Source organism: Nitratifractor salsuginis DSM 16511, assembly GCF_000186245.1.
Lineage (GTDB): Bacteria > Campylobacterota > Campylobacteria > Campylobacterales > Sulfurovaceae > Nitratifractor > Nitratifractor salsuginis.
Genome location: NC_014935.1, coordinates 59545 through 79531, shown reverse-complemented (window position 1 = coordinate 79531; position 19987 = coordinate 59545). Strand labels below are relative to the sequence as shown.

Here is a 19987-nt window from a genome sequence, read left to right as displayed (position 1 = left end):
CTATTTCATTGCTTTTTCTAGGAAATCAGTGATGAGTTTCTTCTTCATAGAGTCTCCAATACCCCGATGGATTTTCAATAAAGCTTTCATAGGAGAGAAGAGTCCACCATCCAAAGTATTGGTTGTATTGGCTATGCCAAGATGAGGATGGGTTTTATACGTGAAGAGATAAGGAAGATTGCGTTCAAGACTTCGATAGGCCGAGCGGAGTCGATCATGGGTGTAATGCCATCCACGTGGAGAATCGTCAGGGGTTTTTTCTTCATAGAAATCTTTGTGCCGTTGGAGCCAGGCTTCCAGCATATAGCGGAAACGGCAGGGGGTTGTCTGTCCAAGATAGGAAGCGATACGCTTGAGATCCCTAGAGGCTTGATAGGTAGGTCTGCGCGTCAGATAACGAGTGAGAATGGCTTGTTGATGGAAATGGCACATTTGAACCGGAAGGTCGGCAAAGAGCCCAAACAATCCCCGTCGGCCATCGACGGTGACGGCCTGGATGATAAAGCCCTGATCCAGAAGGCTTTGCCGAAGCATCGCATATTCATTGAGCGTCTCAGTCTGAATGAAACGATACGCTACCAGTTGGCCACTCAGGATATCTTTAGCTACAAGAACACCAAAGCCCTCTCCCCGTTTTCCGAAGAATGTCGCATCGATAACCAAAGTGACCGGTCTGGGATGTGGTGAAGTCTTTGGCGGTTCATAGCTATGAATCTGACGTTGAATCCACTCCCGATCCTTATGATAGGTCCGGGATAAGGCTTTGAGGGTTTGGTGCTCATAGAAGTAGGCAGTAAAGAGTCGTTTTCTGAGGCGGGAGGGACGTCTACGAGAAGAGAAGCTCTGCCGGCAACTTTGGCAAAAATAGCGCTGAATTCCTGCTCTTTTACCATTCTTTTTCGTCGCTTTTGAACCACAGATAGGGCACTTTTTTACAAGCCATCTGTAAAAAAGTCCTTTTTAGGCACCATATTACCGAAGGTTTAAAGGATTTTTAGCAACCCGAAAAACCGCTTTAGCTCGTTTTCGATAATTCTTTCTAATTCCTATTTATAAAACGGACCAGCTATTTCGTCGTACAGACGGAACAGACATCGAAGGCTTTGAAAACCAGCTCTGCCGGAGCATCCCGATGAAGCCCCATCAGGGCCTTTTGGGCCGGACAGGGATTTTCGCGGGTGCCGTTCCCCAGATTCCACTGGGTAGGGGTGGTGATCCGGTAGGCGGCGATCTTGCCCTCCCGGATGGAGATTTGATGCACCAGCGATCCTCTCGCCGCTTCGACAATGCCTGCGCCGTGCCCTTCAGCGGGGATCGGGCCCGGATCGATATAGGCCTCTTCGGAGAGATCGATGCTCCGACACAGGGTTTCGAGGTAGTCCAGGAGCCTGGGGATTTCGCAGATCCTGGCCAGAATACGGCTGAAGAGAGAATCTTTATAGCGGCGGTGGGCTTCACGGATCAGCGGGGTTTTCATCACCATCGCCCTGGCCAAAGGGCCTGTCTCGTAATATTGGTTTCGATAGTGCACCCGTCTTGCGGCACTCTTTTCGACCGCCTCTTCTTTGAGATAGCGTAGATCGATCGATTCTCTAATGCGGGTTCCGATCGATTTCCCCGGCTGAAAGAGGCCGCCGCCGAAGACGATGAAGCGATCCAGACTCTGTCCCAGCCTCTCATAGCCTCTATCCAAAATGGTCTGCATTGCACGGGGGAGATCCCCCTCTTTGGCGAGCATCACTTCGATCCGGTCACACCGAACGAAAGTGTCGAGATCCACATCGATAAGCGAGCGCCGGAAGAGCTCTTTGAGCCGATCGAGTCTTTGGGTGAATTCGAAAAGATCCACCGGAGTGATCTCTCCGCTGATCCCTCCCGGGATCGCATAGCTGTTGTGGGGGTACTGCCCCGCCATCAGGGCGATCATCTCCCCGGCCAGGCGGGAGGGCTCCAGCGCCCGCTCGATGGGGGCCTCGAGCCCCAAAAGGGGCAGAATCGTCAAATAGAACCATTTAAAGTGGTTCTGGATCAGTTCCAGGCTCAGGGTCATCTCCCGGATCGCCTTTGCCTTGTCGCTGAGCCGGATTTCATCATAGCAGGCTTCCAGCGCCCGCACCGTAGCGATCAGATGGGCGTGCCCGCAGATCCCGCAGACGCGCGGATTGATGCTCAGGGCATCCATCGGGTCCCGCCCGACGAGGATCTTTTCGATGTGGCGGCTGTTGGCGAAGCGTATCTGGGCAAAGGCGATCCGGTCCCCTTCATACTCATAAAGAACCTGCGCCTCCCCTTCGATCTTTTCGATCAATTCCAACCGTGTCCGTGTGCGCCCCATCACTCCTCCTCCATCAGCGGCTTGTAAAAGCGCTCGATACGGAAGGCTTTGGCGATGCCTGCCAGGGAGAGATAGGCCCGTCTGGGCACGCCTACGGGCAGGCGGGCGGGGATTCCCATATGTTTTTGGGTTGTCCACAAGCCCATCCGGGGAAAATCGGGTTCGGTGCACCCCATACAGGGTTGGCCGTTGCGGGTTTTGGAGTTGAGGCCGTTCCAGAGGATCTTGTTGCAGCTGCCGTGGGTAAAAGTCCCCTGACAACCGTGCTCGTAAAACATACACCCTTCCAGACTTCCGAAACGGTGCTCGTCGATCTTGTATTCGAAATACTCGTTGCGGGTGCAGCCGTTGTGAACCGTATAGGCGTAGTAGTATTTGGGACGGCGCAGCCTATCCAGGGGCAGAGTCTCTCCCGCTTTGAGCAGCGCCAGGGTCCCCACCAGCACTTCCGGCTGGATCGGGCATCCGGGCAGGTTGATACTTTTGGAGCGGAGCGCTTCGAAGGTCTCCGTCGGCTCCTCCCCGCGGAAGAAGAGGCCGCTGCGCCCCTCCTCTCCCTGGGCGAAAATACCGCCGAAAGCGGCACAGGTCCCCACCGTCACGATATGCCGCGCTTGCGCTCCGTAACGCTCCACTAGCGCTTTGAAGGGTTGACGATATTTGACAAGCTCCTCACTGAAGGTTCCCTCGACGATCAGAACCTCACACCCCTCGATCCCCTCTTCGATCTCCTTGAAGGTATAGCGGGAGGGCAAAAGGGGATGGTAGAGCCACTCGAAATCTTTTTGCCAATTCCGGAGGTTGGGGTAGTTGAGCAGCGAGTGGGCGTTGCCGTTGCAAGTGAGTGCGGAGAGCCAGAGCAGGCGCACTATTCCGCCTTGAGGGCGCGGTAGATATTGGTGGAGATCTCATCGACATAGGCTTCCAGCGGCTTGGGCAAGATCGCTTCACCCGCCAGGAAGACCATCCCTCCAAGATACCCCATAAAGAGCCCGAAGGCACTGAAGAAGTCCTGATTCCTCAGCTCTCCCCTGGCGACGCCGTCATCGAAAAAGATCATGATCTCCGTGACAAACTCGTTGACACAGATCATCCCCTCGCACCCTTCACGGAACACTTCCCGATTGGAGAGGTAGATTCGCAAAAAAAAGTCGATCATCTCCGGCTCCTTTTGCGCCGTTTCGAAATAGATCGTAACGATCTTCTCGATCTTTTCCCGGCTGGAAAGGTCACTCTCATTCACGACACGTATCTTGGCTCCCAGCTGCGCGGAGATATGGCGGATGATCGCCTGCGCCAGAAGCTCTTTGGAGCTGAAGTAGTTATAGAGGTTCCCCACACTCATCCCGATCGAGCGGGCGATATCGGGGATGGTCGTCGCGTAAAACCCCTTCCGGGCAAAGAGCTTGAGCGCTCCGGTGATGATCTCGAGCCGCCTCCGCTCCTTTTTCTCTCCGGGCTGCTTTTTTTTCACTTCCCCGTCCATATTTTTCCTTCACCTGTGTTCAACCCATTTTACAGAAAATGACACGACTTTTTAAGCATACCGATAAATGAATCGATCAAATCTTCGCCCCCAAACTCATACTGAAGATGGGCAGGAGCATCGCCATCACGATCACCCCGACGATTCCCCCGATCAGCAGCATCATCAGCGGCTCCATCAGGCTGAGGAGGATTTTGATCTTGTCTTCGTTCTCTTCGCTGTAAAGCTTGGAGACATTCCGCATGACAGAAGCCACTTCACTCGACTCTTCCCCCAAAGCCAGCGATTGGAGGAAATTTCTCTTGAGGGGGACACCTCCGGCGAGGTGCAGAGCGTTGGAGAGCTTATTCCCTTCGACCACCTTCTGAGTCGCCTTTTCGAACTTGGCTTTGAGCGCCTCGTTGCCGAAAGTCGTCCCGGCGAGCTGGACCGCCTGGGCATAGGAGACCCCGGAATCGAGCATCAGAGAAAGGATGTAGCTGAAACGGGCTAATTCGTGATTTTGAACCAGCGTACCGACAACGGGGAGTCGCAGCATCAATGCATCCATCGCATAGCGAAAAGGATCCCAGAGCCGGTAGAGGAGCTTCCAGCCTACCAGGAAGAGAATCAATCCGAGAAGAAGCGCGAGATAGTGGTGGGTGAAAAAATCGCTCAGCCCCAGGACAAAACGGGTAATCGCCGGCAGCTGCTGCCCCGTATCCTCGAAGATCCCGGTAATCTTCGGGACGACGAAGGTGATGAGAAAGCCGGTCATCCCTATGGCGACGACGAAGATAAAGAGGGGATAGGCCAGAGCGTTGAGGACCTGCTTGCGTATGCGGCTCTGTAGGGAGAAAAACTGCCCCATATTGGTCAAAACTTCGGAGACTTTGCCGCTCTCTCCCGCCACCCGAAGGCTCTGAAGGAAAAAATCCGGCAACTGGTAGACATTCTGCTCCGCCAGTGCCTTGTAGAGAGAATTCCCTTCATCGACCTTCCGGCGAACTTCTCCGAGAAAGGCGGCGTATCGCTTTTCGTCCCGGTGCTGACTCTCCATCAGCTTCAGAGCGGTCAGGATCGTCATCCCCGACCCCAGATAGCTCGAGAGTTCCCGGGAGAAATCACTGAGCTGTCCCATCGGCATTTGCCGGGAAAAGAGGGCTTTGAGCTTTTCCGATTCGGGTCGGGCCCGAAGCGATTGGAGGTAGATCCCCTCCTGTTTCAGCCAGGCTTTGGCCTCCTCTTCGGAATTGGCACTCAGCGTTCCGGCGACACGACGCCCTTCTTTGTCAATCCCTTTGTATTTATACTGCATAACCCGGGATCCTTATTGGCACCCGACACACTCCATACTGCGATCTTCGACTCCCTCATCGGCGGCAACCGCCTCGGGAGACTGGCTGCGGAGATAGTAGGTCGACTTGAGGCCGAATTTCCACGCCTCCATATAGATATCGTTGAGATAGCGGCCGCTGGCTTTGTCGAGGCGGATAAAGATATTGAGGCTCTGCCCCTGGTCGATCCATTTCTGCCGGATCGCACCGGCACGCACCAGAAGCCGCTGATCCAACTCATAGCAGGGCGTATAGTAGGCCCAGGTATCGGGATTGAGGTTGGGTACCACCACCGGGATCATTCCCGAGAGGTTCTCTTCGTACCATTTGCGCTTGTAGACCGGCTCGATCGCCTGGGTGGTCCCGGTGAGGATGGAGATGGAGCTGGTGGGCGCGATGGCCATCAGGTAGCCGTTGCGCATTCCGTCGTTCTTGACCTTCTCTCTCAGAGCTTCCCAATCGTGGGTATAGCCGAAGAGCCCTCCTCTATCCACCAGTTTACACGCTTCGGGATTGGCCTTGTCAATGGGGAAGATCCCCTTCGACCAGTCCGACCCTTCGAAATTGGGGTAGCACCCTTTCTCCAGGGCCAGGTCGCTGGAGGCTTTGATGGCGTAATAACTGACCGATTCCATCACCTCATCGATCTTGTGGAAATGCTCACTGCTTCCCCATTCGATCCCCGCCTCGGCCAGCATCTGCGCCTCACCCATCACTCCCAGGCCGATGGAGCGGGATTTTTCGTTGGTCTTTTTGACCTTGCCGAGGGGATAGAAGTTCAGATCGATCACGTTATCAAGCATCCGGATCGCCGTGGGGACGACCCGGGCGATATCTTCGGGGGTATTGATTTTGGATAGATTGACAGAAGCCAGGTTACAGACGGCGGTCTCTCCGTCGACCGGATCCTTCTCCACCATCCAGATCTTCTTACCATCCAGGGTGTCAAGAGCAGTGATCTTCTTGGCGGGCTTGGTGACACCGCTGTCAACCGTCACCATCTCCTCTTCCTCGAAATAGGTGACACTCTGATCTTCGAAGATGATCTTCATCCGGTAATGGTTGGGCGATGTGTTCTGGAAAATCTCCGTGCAGAGGTTGGAGCTGCGGATGACCCCGGCGTGGCGGTTGGGGTTGGCCCGGTTGGCGGCATCTTTGAAGCAGAGGAAGGGGTTGCCGGTCTCGAAATAGCTTCGCAGCACTTCCTTCCAGAGCTGCTTGGCGGAGACCACCTCTTTGGTGATGCTTTCATCCTGTTCCAGTTCCAGGTAGCGCTTCTCGAACTCCTCGCCGTAAAGATCGGTCAATTCCTTGACCTCATAGGGATCGAAGAGGGTCCAGATCCCATCCTCCTGAACCCGTTTCATAAAGAGATCGTTGATCCAGAGGGCGGGGAAGAGATCGTGGGCACGGCGCCGCTCTTCGCCGGAGTTTTTCTTCAGATCCAGGAAATCCCGCACATCGATGTGCCAGGGCTCGATATAGACGGCGATCGCCCCCTTGCGGGTTCCGAGCTGATCGACGGCGATCGCCACATCGTTGGCGATCTTGAGGAAGGGAACGATCCCTCCGGCGGCATGCTTGTGCCCGTCGATGTAGGAGCCCATCCCCCGCACCTGGGTCCAGTCCCAGCCGATCCCGCCGCCGAACTTACTCAGCAGCGCCATCTCTTTGTAACCGTCGAAGATCCCTTCGATATTGTCCGGAGTGGAACCGATATAGCAGGAGCTGAGCTGATGCCGGGTCGTCCGGGCATTGGAAAGCGTGGGGGTAGCGGCCATCACTTCGAACTTGCTCAGGATGTCGTAAAACTTCTTGGCCCAGGTCTGGCAGTCGAATTCATTCTGGGCCAGGAACATTGCCACCGCCATAAAGAGATGCTGAGGCAGTTCGATAGGTTGTCCCTGCCGGTCTTTGAGAAGGTAACGGTCGTAAAGCGTACGGATCCCCAGATAGGTAAACTGCAGGTCCCGCTCGGGCTTGATGTAATCGTTCAGATCGTCCAGGTCGTATTTCTCTTTGAGCCCCAGGAGGATGCGGCCCTCCTTCTCCCCACGGTCGAAATAGTCTCTGAGGTGAATATAACCTGTAAAGCCGGAGACCTTGTGATAGATGTCATAGAGGAAGAGTCTGGCGGCCACGAAGGTCCAGTTGGGCTGATCGATGTCAATCTTGTCAACGGCGGTTTTGATCAGGGTCAGCTGAATCTCTTCGGTGCTGATCATATCCCGGAACTGGAGCTTGGCATCCACCTCCAGCTCACTCTGGCTGACACCGTCGAGTCCCTCGACGGCCGCAGAGGTATATTTCTGGATTTTGGAGACGTCCAGGGGTTCGACTCTTCCATTACGCTTGACAACTTTGATCATAGTCTCTCCTGAAATTTTGGGTCTTTGCATTCGGCAGCGGGAAACAGTGGTTTCCCCTTGGCTTTACACTCACGGTATGCGGTATCCGGAGCAGCTTTTCGTACAAAGAGAAGTTCTAAAGTTTGATGATTTTACTCAAAATCTTGTTAAAAAATCGAGGAATTTGACAGGAAGTTTTGTTATATCTTTTTATGAAATCTAGCGGGCTTCAAGGTTGCCCACGGGATGGGGACCTTTAGGCATTTTCGCCAAAGACACGTTCAAAAATGCGGTCGACATTTTTGGTGTAATAACCGTAGTCGAAGGCTTCGCGGATCTGCTCTTCGCTCAGTTTGCTGCGCAGCTCCTCGTCGGCGAGGAGATATTGAAGGAAGAGGCTCTCCCCCTTCTCGTTGACAGGAGGCTTGCCCTGCTGCAAAGCTTCCCAGACTTTCATCGCGTTGCGCTGGACGATCTTGTAGGCCTGCTCCCGGCTGACCCCCGCTTTGGGAAGCTCCAAAAGAATACGTTGGGAGAAAACCAGTCCGCCGGTGAGATTGAGGTTTTTGAGCATATTCTCCGGCATCACCGTCAGGTTGGCAATGACACTGTTGAAGCGATGGAGCATAAAGTCGGAGGTGATGAAACTGTCAGGCAGCCAGAAACGCTCGGTAGAGCTGTGGGAGATATCCCGCTCGTGCCAGAGGGCTACATTCTCCATCGCGGGGATCACATAGGCTCGGATCATCCGCGCCAGGCCCGTGATGTTCTCGGTCAGGATCGGATTCCGTTTGTGGGGCATGGCAGAACTTCCCTTCTGCCCTTTGGCGAAATACTCTTCTGCCTCGTAAACTTCCGTCCGCTGCCAATGGCGCACCTGAACGGCAAACTTCTCGATGGAGCTCGCCAGCAGTGCCAAAGCGGAAGCCAGGCGGGCATAGCGGTCCCGCTGGATCACCTGGTTGCTCACCGGAGCCGGCTTGAGCCCCAGCTCTTTCATCGCGATCTCTTCTAGCTCCAGAGGCGCGTGGGCGAAGTTCCCCATCGCCCCGCTGATCTGGCCCACGGCGATCACCTCCATCGTCTGCTCCAGATTCTCCAGGTGGCGGCGCAGTTCGTCATACCAGACAGCCAGGACCAGACCGAAGGTGATGGGCTCCCCGTGGATTCCGTGGCTGCGGCCCACCATCAGAGTGTATTTATGCTCCATCGCCCGCTTCTTGACCGACTCCATCACCATTTTCACATCCTCGATGATGAGCTCCAGAGAATCGCGCATCTGAAGTGCTACGGCTGTATCAACGGTATCCGAACTGGTCATCCCGTAGTGGAACCAGCGACTCTCCTCTCCCAGGCTCTCGGCGACACTTGTGGTAAAGGCGATCAGGTCATGCCGGGTCTCCGCCTCGATCTCGTCGATCCGCTCTACGGAAAAGGTGGCGTTTTTTACGATCTTTTCCGCATCCTCATCAGGGATCAGACCCAGTTTGTTCCAAGCCTTGACCACCGCCTTTTCCACCTCGAGCCAGGCGGCATATCGCGCCTCCTGGGTCCACTTCTCTTTCATCTCTTTACGCGCATAGCGTTCGACCATTCTCGTTCCTTTGGAACGGGTGTATTGGTCTATTGGTGTATTGGTGTATTGGTATATTGGAGAAGAAAAATAATCAGCCCAATGCCCAATGCCCAATGCCCAATGCCCAATGCCCCTTTTTTTTGGCTAATATTTTACTCAAATCCCAGTGAAGGAGTCCTGATTGCCCTTTGTCCAACGCCGTTTTCATCTCGAGGAGGAGCAGCTCGCTTTTGTCTGGCTGATGCGCACCTTCGGCATCACCCAGGGCGAAGCCCAACGGATCATCGACCGGGGTCGACTCCTCTGCCGTGGGGAAACCCTCCCGGACAAATCGGCGCGAATCAGCGGAGAGGTGGAGGTGGTCTATTTCGAACCCCAAAGCCGGGGTAATGCCCCGATAGTCACGACCCCCGATTTCTACCTCTTCGACAAACCCAGCGGCGTCCTGGTCCATCCCAAGAAAATGACCACTCCCTACTCGATGCTCGACGAGGTACGCTTCCACGGCGGGCAGCATGCCAATGCCGTCCACCGAATCGACAAAGAGACCTCCGGCCTCCTCCTGGCCAGCCGGCACAAAGAGTCCGAGCGCTTTCTCAAAGGAGCCTTCGAGCGTAAAGCGATCCAAAAGAGCTACCGCGCCTGGGCTACAGGCCGGATCGAGGAACCCTTCAGTGTCGATGCGCCGATCATCCTCAATAACGACTACGGGCCGACAAAACACAAAGTTTTTATCCACCGTGAAGGGAAACGTGCCTACACCACCTTCCTCCCCATCCAGTACGACGAGCGACTCGACGCCACCCTCCTGGAATGCATCCCCCATACCGGACGGACCCACCAGATCCGCATCCATTTGTTTCACGTGAAACATCCTATACTCGGAGACCCCATCTACGGCCCAAGCTACGAGATAGCCGAAGCCTATCTTGAAGAGCGCCTAAGCTCTGAGCAGCGCCTCAAATACACCGGAGCCAGCCGCCTGATGCTCCACGCCTACTCCCTGGACTTTCACTACAAACAGCACTGGAAACTCTACAGCCCCGACGATTTCAGCCAAGCAAAAACAGAAATCGCCCTACCCCGGGAACGGGAATTCAATGTGACAAACGGATGGAAAGTTGAGAGTGAAAAACCAGACGAGGTATTGTCATAACCGAGTAACCGAGTAATGAGCAACCGAGCAACCGAAGGGAAAGCCTTGGAATTCACAGGAACGAAATAGGTTTAATCCAAGAGATTCCACATTGGGAGTTTTTGACTGACGTCAGTCCTTCGCCTTTTTTTCTTTCTTTGGGTTCGTTTCTTTTCTTCTTTGTGGCGGAACAAAGAAGAAAGAAAGGAACATAGAGAGGCGTGAATGGAAGATAAACGCCGAAGAAGCCTATACCCGAAGCACTAAATTCTCAACACTCAACGCTCAGCTCTCAACTCTCAACTCTTCTTATCATCACTCCGAACAGCAATAATAAAACCGACTACTCCGACGACAACTACCCCGCCGATCAAAATATAAAGAGCCAAATCCACCGGGGTCATCGTCCCACTCCTTCGCTAAGCTTTTGTTCCCTGAGTTGCCCGCAGGCCGCGGAGATATCCAGCCCCTTCGATTCCCTGATAGTACAGAGCACGCCCTTGCTGAGTAGATACTCTTGAAAACGCTTCATATCCTCAGGCTCGGGGCGCTCGAACTCCGTTCCCGGATACGGATTGAAGTAGATCAGATTGACCTTCGCCTTGAGTCCGTTGAGGAGCTTGACCAGTTTCTTGGCCGAAGCGATATCGTCGTTGACATGCTTGATGACAAGATATTCGAAGAGAACCTTCTTGCGTTGATTGACAGGGAAATTCCTCACCGCTTCGATGATCGAGGCAATATTGTATGCCTTGTTAATCGGCATCAACTTCTCCCGCAGTTCGTCATCCACCGCGTGCAGGCTGATCGCCAGATTGACACCCAGATCCATCCGCCCCAGTTTTTCGATCTTGGAGCTGAGGCCCGATGTCGAAATCGTTTGACGGTTGGGGGAGATGCTCATCCCGTCCATATCGGCGAAGATCTTGACAGCCTTGGCCACATTGTCCAGATTGTCAAGAGGCTCCCCCATCCCCATATAGACCAGATTGACACGGTGATTGGAGGGGATATTCTGATCTTTGTAAATCTCCAGCACCTGATCGACGATCTCTCCGGCACTGAGATTACGGATAAATCCCCCTTTGGCCGTGAGGCAAAAGGCGCACCCTACCTTACATCCTACCTGGGAAGAGATGCAAACGGTATAGCGGCGGTGGTGTTTGAGTGTGCCGTCTTCGTGATACTGAGCCTCTTTCATCAGCAGCAAAACCGCTTCGACGGTGTGCCCGTCATGGAGCCGGAAGAGATACTTGATACTCCCGTCGCGGCTCTCCTGTTTCGAAACCATCTCCAGGGGATGCAGTTCATATTTTTTTGCCAGCTCCTGGCGCATCGTTTTGGGAAGGTTGGCCATCTCCTCGAAACTGTCGGCGTGTTTGTGGTAGATCCAGTTGTAGATCTGTTTGGCTCTAAAGGCGGGCTGAATCTCCCGGCCCAGTTCCTCTTTGGTATAGTCGTGGATGATTCTTTTTTCGGAATCGTTGGTCGTCGATCGTTGGTCATTAGTCATTTTTTAAGACACCTTTGTCTCTGAGATAATTTTCGAGACGCTGCATCGCCTCTTTTTGATTTTTCAAAAAATCCTCGTGAGCATTCTCGTCGCAATAATTCGTGACGCAGAAAACTCCACCGGCCGGGATGTTGAACATTTTGGCCACCGCCAGGACAGAGAAAAACTCCATATTTTCCAACTCCAGCCGTTTGGCCAAAAACTTTTTCGCCATCTCTTTATCGGTCGTGATATAGTTGGAGGAGTTGACGATTGTTTCACGTGAAACATCCTGGGCGGCCGAAACCACATTGTTGATCGGAGTATATGCTGTCCCCATCAAGAGCGCCTGCTCCACATTGGCCGCCGTTTTGGATTCGACGATGTCGAAGATCCGATGCTTGCCGTAGCTGCCCGCCGTCCCGACGAAGACCAGGAACTCCGGAGCTTCCATACTCGCCAGGCGCGTCAGGTTCATCGCCGACTCCACCAAGCCCACCCCGATCGGCAGTGCGAAGTCGAAGCTTTCATTGTTGCCCGCACAGATGAACATCTCAGAGCCTCACGGGAATATCGCGGGATTTGAGATAGCGTTTGAGATCCATAATGTCGATCTCGCGAAAGTGGAAAATACTCGCCGCGAGAGCCGCATCGGCTTTGCCCACGGTAAAGGCCTCTTCGATATGCCGCATCGTTCCCGCTCCCCCACTGGCGATGATAGGGATGGGGGCCACTTCCCCGATCCGTTGGTTGAGTTCATTGTCGAATCCGGCCTTGGTGCCGTCGGCATCCATAGAGGTCACCAGCAATTCTCCGGCTCCCCGGTTGTAAGCCTCCTTCGCCCACTCGATCGCGTCGATGCCGGTATCTTTGCGCCCGCCGTGGGTGAAGATATTCCATTTCCCCTCCCCGACCCGTTTGGCATCGATGGCGACGACGATGCACTGGGAGCCGAAGCGCTTGGCCCCCTCTTCGATGAAGGCGGGGCGTTTGATCGCCGCTGAGTTGATACTGACTTTGTCGCATCCCGCATCCAAAAGTCGATAGATATCTTCCAACTCCCGGATCCCCCCGCCGACCGTCAAAGGAATGAAAACCTCTTTGGCGACCTGCCGAACCACTTCGACGATGGTCCCCCGCTCTTCGTGTGTGGCGGTGATATCGAGAAAGGTCAACTCGTCGGCCCCCTCCTCGTTGTAACGCCTCGCCACCTCTACCGGATCTCCGGCATCACGGAGGTTGACGAAATTGACCCCTTTGACCACCCGGCCGGCGTTGACATCGAGACATGGTATAATCCGTTTAGCGAAATAATCTTTGTGCATCGCTTTCTATCCATATAATATAATTTTTGAGAGTCCGATTATATCCAAAGTAGGGAAATTGGGCGATTGCCATTTAAGTAAAAAAGTGTATAATGAAAAATTATAGGCCAGACGCTTCCCAAATCGCTGACAAACGGTTCGGACAGAACTTTTTGGAAGATCGAAGCGTCGTGGAACAAATCATCCAATCGATGCCCGATGACGATCTGCCGGTGGTAGAGATCGGGCCTGGGTTAGGTGATTTAACCAAAGAGCTCGTCCGCGTCCGCCCTGTGACGGCGTTCGAGGTAGACAAACGGTTGTGTGACTACCTGGGGAAAAACTTTTCCCGGGAGATCGCCGACGGCCGGCTCCGACTGGAGTGCGGTGATGTCCTGGAGCGATGGAAAAACGGCAGCCTGATCGACCGGCCCTACCGGCTGGTGGCCAATCTGCCCTACTACATCGCCACCAACATCATTTTGAAAGCCCTGCGTGACCCCCATTGTCGATCCACACTCACAATGGTGCAAAAAGAGGTCGCCGAAAAGTTCGCAGCCCGGGAGGGTGATCGGAATTTCTCGGCTCTCTCGGTCCTGGCGGGGAGTGTCGGTGAGGCGCGAATACGCCTCCTGGTGCCTCCCTCCGCTTTCAATCCGCCCCCCAAAGTCGAATCCGCCGTTCTGGAGATCCGTAAAGAACACAACCTGACAGATGGGGGATTCGAAGCTTTTCTCAAAGCCGCGTTTAGGCAGCCGAGAAAGACCCTGATGAAAAACCTCTCTGCCGCCTACCCCAAATCGCTCCTCGAGCCCCTCTTCGAGGCGCTCAAGCTGGGCAAGACGCTACGACCCCATCAGGTCGGGACGACGCTTTATCATCGACTCTATCAAGCATTGACAAAGGAACCCGACCATGGAAAAGAATCAAAACCCATCAACGGAAAATCAGAACAAGAACAACTCCGGCAATAGAAGCCGGAGACGACCCAATCCCTTCCGCAACAACAAAAAAACGGAAGGCAAGAGTGCCGGGGCTGCGTCCGAGGCACCCCGCAAAGAGAACAACAATCAAGGCGAACGCAGCAACGGCGGCGAGAACAAAAGCCGCAACGAAGGCAACCGTCGCAACAACAATAACAACAGAAACCGCAATCAAAGCAACCGCAATCAGAACCAAAACCGTAGCAACGGCAACGGCGGCGGACGTGGACGGGGCAGTCGTCGTCCCAAGATCGACACCACCGTCCCCGCCGATATGAAAGCCGCCATCCTGGAGAACGAAAGAGTTCAGCAGGAGCGGATGAATCCCTGGAAACAGATCGATATGGGGGCCAAGGGCAAACTGCGCTTCACCCCCCTGGGCGGCCTGGGAGAGATCGGCGGGAACATCGCCGTACTCGAGACCGAGAAGGACGCCATCATCATCGACGTGGGAATGAGCTTCCCCGATGAAACGATGCACGGCGTCGATATCCTGGTGCCCGATTTCAGCTATCTGCATGCCATCAAAGACAAGATCCGCGCTATTGTCATCACCCACGCCCACGAAGACCACATCGGCGCGGTCCCCTATCTCTTCAAAGAGCTCAAGTTCCCCATCTACGGCACACCCCTCGCCCTGGCGATGATCGGGAACAAATTTGACGAACACGGCCTGCAGGCAGACAAGAAATACTTCCGCTACGTGGTCAAAAGAAAGATCTACGATATCGGAGAGTTCAAGATCGAGTGGATGCATATGACCCACTCCATCGTCGATTCATCCTCCCTGGCGATCCAGACCCCTATCGGCACCCTGATCCATACCGCCGACTTCAAGATCGACCATACCCCCATCGACGGGTATACCGCCGATCTGCACCGCTTCGCCCATTACGGTGCCCAGGGGGTCCTCTGCCTCTTCTCCGACTCCACCAACAGCCACAACCCCGGCTTCACCAAGAGCGAAGCGGTGGTGGGCAAGACCTTTGACAAGCTTTTCGAAATGGCCAAGGGACGGGTGATCATGTCCACCTTCTCCTCCAACGCCCACCGGATCTTCCAGGCGATCGAACGGGGTGTCAAACACGGTCGCAAGATCTGCGTCATCGGGCGTTCTATGGAGCGCAACATCGAGACGGTCCGCCGCCTGGGCTACATCGACGTGGACGACAAGCACTTCATTGAAGCCCACGAAGTCGGCAAATACAAAGACAGCGAAATCCTCGTCGTCACCACCGGAAGCCAGGGAGAGACGATGGCCGCCCTTTCGCGGATGGCCACCGACGAGCATCGGCATATCAAGCTCAAGCCCACCGATACCGTCATCATCTCCGCCAGCGCCATCCCCGGCAACGAGGCGAGCGTCTCCAAGCTGCTCAACCTCCTGCTCAAAGCCGGCGTGACCGTCCGTTACAAAGAGTGCAGCGACATTCACGTCTCCGGCCACGCTTCCCAGGAGGAACAGAAGCTCATTCTGCGCCTGGTCCAGCCCAAATTCTTCCTGCCCGTACACGGAGAATACAACCACATCGCCGCCCATGCCCGCACTGCGGCAAGCTGCGGCGTCGACGAGCGCAATATGCTGCTGATGAGCGACGGAGACCAGATCGAAATCACGACCAAATATATCAAAAAGGTCAAAACCGTCAAAACAGGCAAACGCTACATCGACAACCAGAACAACAAAGAGATCTACGCCGATGTCGTCGATGACCGCCAGAAACTCTCCACCGAAGGGGTCGTCAACATCGTGGCCAAGATCTCTACCCAGACCGGCCGGATGGTCGATCACCCCATCGTCACCTCCTACGGGCTGGTCCCCGACCGGGAGGACAAGCAGTTCGCCAAAGAGATCGAACAGCTCATCGAAAGCTACCTCGTCAACAACAAAGTCGATCCGACTGTGAGCAACAAAGTGATCGAAGACGACCTGCGCGGGGTCGTGCGCAAACACATCCTCAAGCGCTACAAAAAATACCCCATCATCATTCCTGCGGTCTTCCTGGTCTAAAAAGGGCCGGGGCCGTGGGCCCTTCCTGTGCTATAATCTCCCCTATGAATTCAAACCGTCCCGATACCCAATCCCTTGTCGAGAGTGCCCGTGAAACTTTGCAGATAGAGGCCCAAGCCCTTCTCTCTGCGACGGATCGGATCGATACCGCCTTTGTCGAAGCGGTGGAGAGCATTTATGCCCTCAAAGGGAAACTGATCGTCACCGGCATCGGAAAATCGGGGCTCGTAGGAGCCAAAATAGCCGCCACCCTCGCCAGTACAGGGACCTCGAGCTTTTTTCTCCATCCCAGTGAAGCTCTCCACGGCGATCTGGGGATGATCGGACCCGAAGACGGGGTGCTTGCCATCAGCTACAGCGGAGAAAGTGAAGAACTCTCCAATATTCTGCCCCATATCCGGCGCTTCGGGATCCCCCTGCTGGCGATGACCGCCGGCAAAAGCTCCACCCTGGCCCGCTATGCCGATACGGTCCTGGATATCTCGGTCGAGCGGGAAGCCTGCCCCCTGGGGGCGGCTCCTACCGCCAGCACCACCCTCACGATGGCTTTGGGGGATGCGCTGGCCGTCGCCCTGATGAAAAAACGCAACTTCAAAAAAGAGGATTTCGCTTCCTTTCACCCCGGCGGTTCCCTGGGAAGACGCCTCTTTGTCAAGGTGGCCGATCTGATGCGCCGGGAGGATTTGCCCATTGTCGAAGCCCAAACCCCGCTTAAAGAGGCGATCGTCACCATGAGCGAGGGGAAGCTGGGCAACGTGCTCATCACCCGTGAGGGGCGCCTGGAGGCGATTATGAGCGATGGAGACCTGAGACGGGCATTGATGCGCACGGATTTCGATATGGAACGTCCCGTTATCGACTACGCCACCCCCGGCCCCAAAGCGATCCGGGACACTTCCCTGCTCGCCAGCGACGCTCTGGCCCTCATCGAAGCGGCCAAAGTCCAACTCTTGCCGGTCCTGGACGAGGAAGATCGTATCCATGGGGTCATCCACCTGCACGACCTGGTCAGTGCCGGCATCAAATCGGAGAAAGTATGAAACAAAATGAAGAAGGCATGCGCCTCAATAAATATATATCCCACAATACCCCCTATTCCCGGCGGGATGCCGACAAACTAATCGAGGAGGGGCTTGTCACCGTCAACCGCCTTCCGGTCAAGGATTTCGGATACAAAGTCCGGCCCGAGGACAAAGTGGCCGTCCGAGGCAAGCTGATCCATCCCAGGAAACGGGGCGAAGTGACGATGGTAGTCTACAACAAGCCGCGGGGGGTCCTGGTCACCAAAAGGGACGACCGGGGGCGCACCACCATCTACCACAAACTCCCGGGGAAGTTCCGCCACTTCATCCCCGTAGGCCGGCTCGACTATGCCAGTGAAGGTTTGCTGCTCTTGACGGACAATCCCGAAGTGGCCGATGTCCTGATGGGGAGCAAACTGCCCCGGACCTACAATCTCAAAATCGACAAGCCCCTTACCCCCGAAATGGAAAAGGCGATGAAGGAGGGGCTTATCCTCGAGGATGCCCGGGAAGGGGGACACAAAGAGAGTGAAATCACCCGGATGGAGTTCGCCCCGTTTCTCGAGGTACAATACCGGGGGCAGAGCGGCAAAAACACCAAACTCCGCGTCACGATCGCCGAGGGGAAGAACCGGGAGCTCCGACGGTTTTTCGGGCACTTCGGCGCGAAAGTACTGGATCTGAAGCGAGTGGGATTCGGCTGGGTGGAGCTCAACAATCTCCCCGAGAACAAGACCCGTTATTTCACGAGACAGGAGTACGATACACTGCATCAATTTCTGAAGGAGGCGAGAAAGAATGACTAAAATCACCCTGGAAACCAGCTACAAAACCGAAATGATCGATATCACGGAGGCGGTGGCCCATGAGGTGATGCGTTTGGGGATCCGTGACGGACTCTGCACCGTCTTCACCCCCCATACCACGGCCTCCATTGTCCTGTTTGAAAAGACCGACCCCAAACTGAGACGGGATTTTCTCTCCTCGTTGAGTCGGATCGCTCCGGCGGATATGAACTATGAGAGCGACGACAATACCCCCGCGCATATCAAAGCAACCCTCTGCGGCCCGAGAATCGTCGTCCCCGTCAAAGATGCCCAGCTCTATCTGGGCCCCTGGCAGGCGATCTTCTTCTGCGAATTCGACGGCCCCAGAGAGAATCGGGAATATGTCGTCCAGGTGATTCAATAAACCTTATGTCTTTAGTCACCGGTCATTGGTTATGGGGAAAGCGTTTCACGACATCAGGTGAAAGGGCGATACGGTGCTTTCCCTTGCGCTGAAATACCGGCCCCAGACGCTCGATGAAATGGTCGGCCAGGAACATCTGCTCGCTCCCGAGGCCCCCTTTAGAAAGCTAGTCGAAAAAGATGCTCTCCCCCACTCCCTCTTTTTCGGTCCTCCTGGTTGCGGCAAAACCACCTTGACGAGAATCCTTGCTAAAAAACTCGACCGTCCTTTTCACGAATTCAACGCCACCACCCTCAAAATCGACGAACTGCGCCAACTCTTCAAAAAATATGCCAACGCCCTGCAAAAGCCCCTGGTTTTTATCGACGAAGTCCATCGCCTCAGCAAGACCCAGCAGGAGGTCCTGCTGCCCTATATGGAAGAGCAGCGGGCGCTGATCGTCGGGGCCTCCACCCAGAACCCCTACTACGCCCTCACCGCCGCCATCCGCTCACGGAGTCATCTCTTCGAGCTCAAAAGCCTCGATGAATCCGCGATGAGAACGATGCTGCGGCGCGTGCTCGAGCGGGAAGATATCGAAGTAACCCCCGAAGCCGAAACCTACCTCATCCACTCCAGCAGCGGGGATCTGCGGGCGATGCTGGGGCTCTTGGAGAGCGGGGCCGCGATCGAATCTCCCGTGACCCTGGAGACCCTGCGTTCCCTGCGTCCCCAGGCGATCCGCGCCGGTTCCGCCGAAGCCGACAGCCATTACGATCTGACCTCCGCCATGATCAAAAGCATCCGCGGCAGCGACGTGGATGCGGGGCTCTATTGGCTCGCCCGCCTCATCGAAGGGGGCGAACCGCCGGAATTCCTGGCCCGGCGCCTGGCGATCCTGGCGGCGGAAGACATCGGCAACGCCAACCCCAACGCCCTCAATCTCGCCGCCTCCACCCTGACGATTGTGGAGCATATCGGCTATCCCGAAGCTCGAATTCCCCTGGCCCAACTGGTGATCTACCTCACCTCCAGCCCCAAGTCCAACCGCGCCTACGCAGCGATCAACGATGCCCAAAAGGCCATCCGCAGCGGCGACCTCTTTCCAGTACCGGAAACGATCAAAACCCACAGCAAACGCTACCGCTATCCCCACGATTACGGTGGATGGGTGGAGCAGGAGTATCTCCCGGAACCGAGAAGCTTCTATAAAAGTGACGGGATCGGATTTGAACGGACTTTGAAGGAGTGGCGAGCCAAGATCAAAGGAAAGAAGAGAGAGTGAGACGGGGGGCCTCTCAAAGGTTTCGGATCAACTCTTTGGCTTTTTCGGCATCGATCTCTCCTGAGAGATATCGATTCGCCACATCATCAAGACGCTTGAGGAGTTGTCGGCGGAACTCCCCCTCCTCCACCTGGGTCATAATCGTCTCTTTCATCAGATTGAACTTTGGGAAAAGGGCCAAAGTCTGCTTCATCACCGGGCTCTCCCGCCAAATTTCCTTCGCTTTGGATGTCGGGACCTTCCCTACCGCCAGGATCCAATCACCCAGCGCATCTTTTTTATAATACTTGGCCAACTCTTTCGCCTTTCGGGCATCCTGGCTGAGTTGGGTCGTAGGATCATCTCCTTCAATTCCCGAAACGAAATGAAAAACGAAATAAGCAAATGCCATGCCTACCAAAAAGAGTATAATCAGGCCCTTCCCCATCCGCTATATCTCCTTCTTTTGTTTTATTTCCTTTGATTTATTGTCAAACCAAAATCTCAATGTAAAGAGTATAGCAGAGTTGGGTAAACATCTAAGC

Annotated in this window: 18 protein-coding genes; 7 read left to right on the top strand and 11 right to left on the bottom strand. The window is 54.9% G+C overall.

Going from position 1 to position 19987, the window contains the following annotated elements; translation table 11 throughout:
* The 7 genes from NITSA_RS11015 to purB form a co-directional block, all read right to left on the bottom strand.
* Positions 1 to 921, bottom strand: coding sequence for an IS256 family transposase, variant Zn-binding type (locus NITSA_RS11015; RefSeq protein WP_083799710.1), 921 nt, complete (start codon positions 919 to 921; stop codon positions 1 to 3).
* Positions 922 to 1066: 145 nt separating this feature from the next.
* Positions 1067 to 2335 (bottom strand): nickel-dependent hydrogenase large subunit, encoded by a 1269-nt coding sequence (locus NITSA_RS00375; RefSeq protein WP_013553042.1) that lies wholly within the window; start codon positions 2333 to 2335, stop codon positions 1067 to 1069.
* Positions 2335 to 3204 (bottom strand): NADH-quinone oxidoreductase subunit B family protein, encoded by an 870-nt coding sequence (locus tag NITSA_RS00370; RefSeq protein ID WP_013553041.1) that lies wholly within the window; start codon positions 3202 to 3204, stop codon positions 2335 to 2337. Before NITSA_RS00370 ends, NITSA_RS00375 begins: the two co-directional genes overlap by 1 nt.
* A complete protein-coding gene (locus NITSA_RS00365) occupies positions 3204 to 3809 on the bottom strand; it encodes a TetR/AcrR family transcriptional regulator (RefSeq protein WP_245526304.1) in 606 nt (201 codons plus the stop codon). Before NITSA_RS00365 ends, NITSA_RS00370 begins: the two co-directional genes overlap by 1 nt.
* Before the next feature lie 88 nt (positions 3810 to 3897).
* Positions 3898 to 5118, bottom strand: coding sequence for a type II secretion system F family protein (locus tag NITSA_RS00360; protein WP_013553039.1), 1221 nt, complete (start codon positions 5116 to 5118; stop codon positions 3898 to 3900).
* 12 nt (positions 5119 to 5130) lie between these two features.
* Positions 5131 to 7506: a ribonucleoside-diphosphate reductase subunit alpha gene (locus NITSA_RS00355; RefSeq protein WP_013553038.1), complete on the bottom strand. Its 2376-nt coding sequence runs from the start codon at positions 7504 to 7506 to the stop codon at positions 5131 to 5133.
* 235 nt (positions 7507 to 7741) lie between these two features.
* A complete protein-coding gene (gene purB, locus NITSA_RS00350; RefSeq protein ID WP_013553037.1) occupies positions 7742 to 9079 on the bottom strand; it encodes an adenylosuccinate lyase in 1338 nt (445 codons plus the stop codon).
* Between the two features lie 163 nt (positions 9080 to 9242).
* On the opposite strand from purB, the gene NITSA_RS00345 reads away from it, so the two are divergent.
* Positions 9243 to 10217 carry an RluA family pseudouridine synthase gene (locus NITSA_RS00345; protein WP_013553036.1) on the top strand — a complete coding sequence of 325 codons (975 nt, stop codon included), beginning with the start codon at positions 9243 to 9245 and terminating at the stop codon, positions 10215 to 10217.
* A gap of 379 nt (positions 10218 to 10596) precedes the next feature.
* Here the strand turns inward: NITSA_RS00345 and rlmN are convergent, their stop codons facing one another.
* The 3 genes from rlmN to hisF are packed head-to-tail and all read right to left on the bottom strand — an operon-like array spanning position 10597 to position 13013.
* Entirely contained in the window at positions 10597 to 11709 is a 1113-nt protein-coding gene (gene rlmN / locus NITSA_RS00340) for a dual-specificity RNA methyltransferase RlmN (protein ID WP_013553034.1), read from the bottom strand.
* Positions 11702 to 12241: a 5'-methylthioadenosine/S-adenosylhomocysteine nucleosidase family protein gene (locus NITSA_RS00335; RefSeq protein ID WP_013553033.1), complete on the bottom strand. Its 540-nt coding sequence runs from the start codon at positions 12239 to 12241 to the stop codon at positions 11702 to 11704. The genes rlmN and NITSA_RS00335 overlap by 8 nt, the downstream gene beginning before the upstream one ends.
* A 1-nt stretch (position 12242) precedes the next feature.
* Entirely contained in the window at positions 12243 to 13013 is a 771-nt protein-coding gene (gene hisF / locus NITSA_RS00330; RefSeq protein WP_013553032.1) for an imidazole glycerol phosphate synthase subunit HisF, read from the bottom strand.
* 92 nt (positions 13014 to 13105) lie between these two features.
* Here hisF and rsmA point away from each other — a divergent pair, with 92 nt between their 5' ends.
* The 6 genes from rsmA to NITSA_RS00300 all read left to right on the top strand — a co-directional run bounded on the left by rsmA (position 13106) and on the right by NITSA_RS00300 (position 19463).
* Entirely contained in the window at positions 13106 to 13966 is an 861-nt protein-coding gene (gene rsmA / locus NITSA_RS00325) for a 16S rRNA (adenine(1518)-N(6)/adenine(1519)-N(6))-dimethyltransferase RsmA (RefSeq protein WP_013553031.1), read from the top strand.
* Positions 13908 to 15986 (top strand): ribonuclease J, encoded by a 2079-nt coding sequence (locus tag NITSA_RS00320; RefSeq protein ID WP_013553030.1) that lies wholly within the window; start codon positions 13908 to 13910, stop codon positions 15984 to 15986. Before rsmA ends, NITSA_RS00320 begins: the two co-directional genes overlap by 59 nt.
* Positions 15987 to 16030: 44 nt before the next feature.
* Positions 16031 to 17026, top strand: a complete 996-nt coding sequence (locus NITSA_RS00315) for a KpsF/GutQ family sugar-phosphate isomerase (protein ID WP_013553029.1) — start codon at positions 16031 to 16033, stop codon at positions 17024 to 17026.
* Entirely contained in the window at positions 17023 to 17814 is a 792-nt protein-coding gene (locus NITSA_RS00310) for a pseudouridine synthase (RefSeq protein ID WP_013553028.1), read from the top strand. The genes NITSA_RS00315 and NITSA_RS00310 overlap by 4 nt, the downstream gene beginning before the upstream one ends.
* The gene (locus NITSA_RS00305) at positions 17807 to 18199 is read left to right on the top strand and encodes a secondary thiamine-phosphate synthase enzyme YjbQ (RefSeq protein ID WP_013553027.1); all 393 of its coding nucleotides are present in this window, start codon (positions 17807 to 17809) and stop codon (positions 18197 to 18199) included. Before NITSA_RS00310 ends, NITSA_RS00305 begins: the two co-directional genes overlap by 8 nt.
* 73 nt (positions 18200 to 18272) lie before the next feature.
* Entirely contained in the window at positions 18273 to 19463 is a 1191-nt protein-coding gene (locus NITSA_RS00300; protein ID WP_013553026.1) for a replication-associated recombination protein A, read from the top strand.
* A 13-nt stretch (positions 19464 to 19476) separates the two neighbouring features.
* Here NITSA_RS00300 and NITSA_RS00295 read toward each other — a convergent pair whose 3' ends face one another.
* A complete protein-coding gene (locus tag NITSA_RS00295; RefSeq protein WP_148224912.1) occupies positions 19477 to 19854 on the bottom strand; it encodes a hypothetical protein in 378 nt (125 codons plus the stop codon).
* Positions 19855 to 19987 lie beyond the last annotated feature (133 nt).

Excerpts from the sequence above, each read along its gene's own strand:
- NITSA_RS00375 (WP_013553042.1), bottom strand. The coding sequence starts at position 2,335 with ATGGGGCGCACACGGACACGGTTGGAATTGATCGAAAAGATCGAAGGG.
- NITSA_RS00360 (WP_013553039.1), bottom strand. The coding sequence starts at position 5,118 with ATGCAGTATAAATACAAAGGGATTGACAAAGAAGGGCGTCGTGTCGCC.
- NITSA_RS00355 (WP_013553038.1), bottom strand. The coding sequence starts at position 7,506 with ATGATCAAAGTTGTCAAGCGTAATGGAAGAGTCGAACCCCTGGACGTC.
- purB (WP_013553037.1), bottom strand. The coding sequence starts at position 9,079 with ATGGTCGAACGCTATGCGCGTAAAGAGATGAAAGAGAAGTGGACCCAG.
- rlmN (WP_013553034.1), bottom strand. The coding sequence starts at position 11,709 with ATGACTAATGACCAACGATCGACGACCAACGATTCCGAAAAAAGAATC.
- NITSA_RS00335 (WP_013553033.1), bottom strand. The coding sequence starts at position 12,241 with ATGTTCATCTGTGCGGGCAACAATGAAAGCTTCGACTTCGCACTGCCG.
- hisF (WP_013553032.1), bottom strand. The coding sequence starts at position 13,013 with ATGCACAAAGATTATTTCGCTAAACGGATTATACCATGTCTCGATGTC.
- rsmA (WP_013553031.1), top strand. The coding sequence starts at position 13,106 with ATGAAAAATTATAGGCCAGACGCTTCCCAAATCGCTGACAAACGGTTC.
- NITSA_RS00320 (WP_013553030.1), top strand. The coding sequence starts at position 13,908 with ATGGAAAAGAATCAAAACCCATCAACGGAAAATCAGAACAAGAACAAC.
- NITSA_RS00315 (WP_013553029.1), top strand. The coding sequence starts at position 16,031 with ATGAATTCAAACCGTCCCGATACCCAATCCCTTGTCGAGAGTGCCCGT.
- NITSA_RS00310 (WP_013553028.1), top strand. The coding sequence starts at position 17,023 with ATGAAACAAAATGAAGAAGGCATGCGCCTCAATAAATATATATCCCAC.
- NITSA_RS00305 (WP_013553027.1), top strand. The coding sequence starts at position 17,807 with ATGACTAAAATCACCCTGGAAACCAGCTACAAAACCGAAATGATCGAT.
- NITSA_RS00295 (WP_148224912.1), bottom strand. The coding sequence starts at position 19,854 with ATGGCATTTGCTTATTTCGTTTTTCATTTCGTTTCGGGAATTGAAGGA.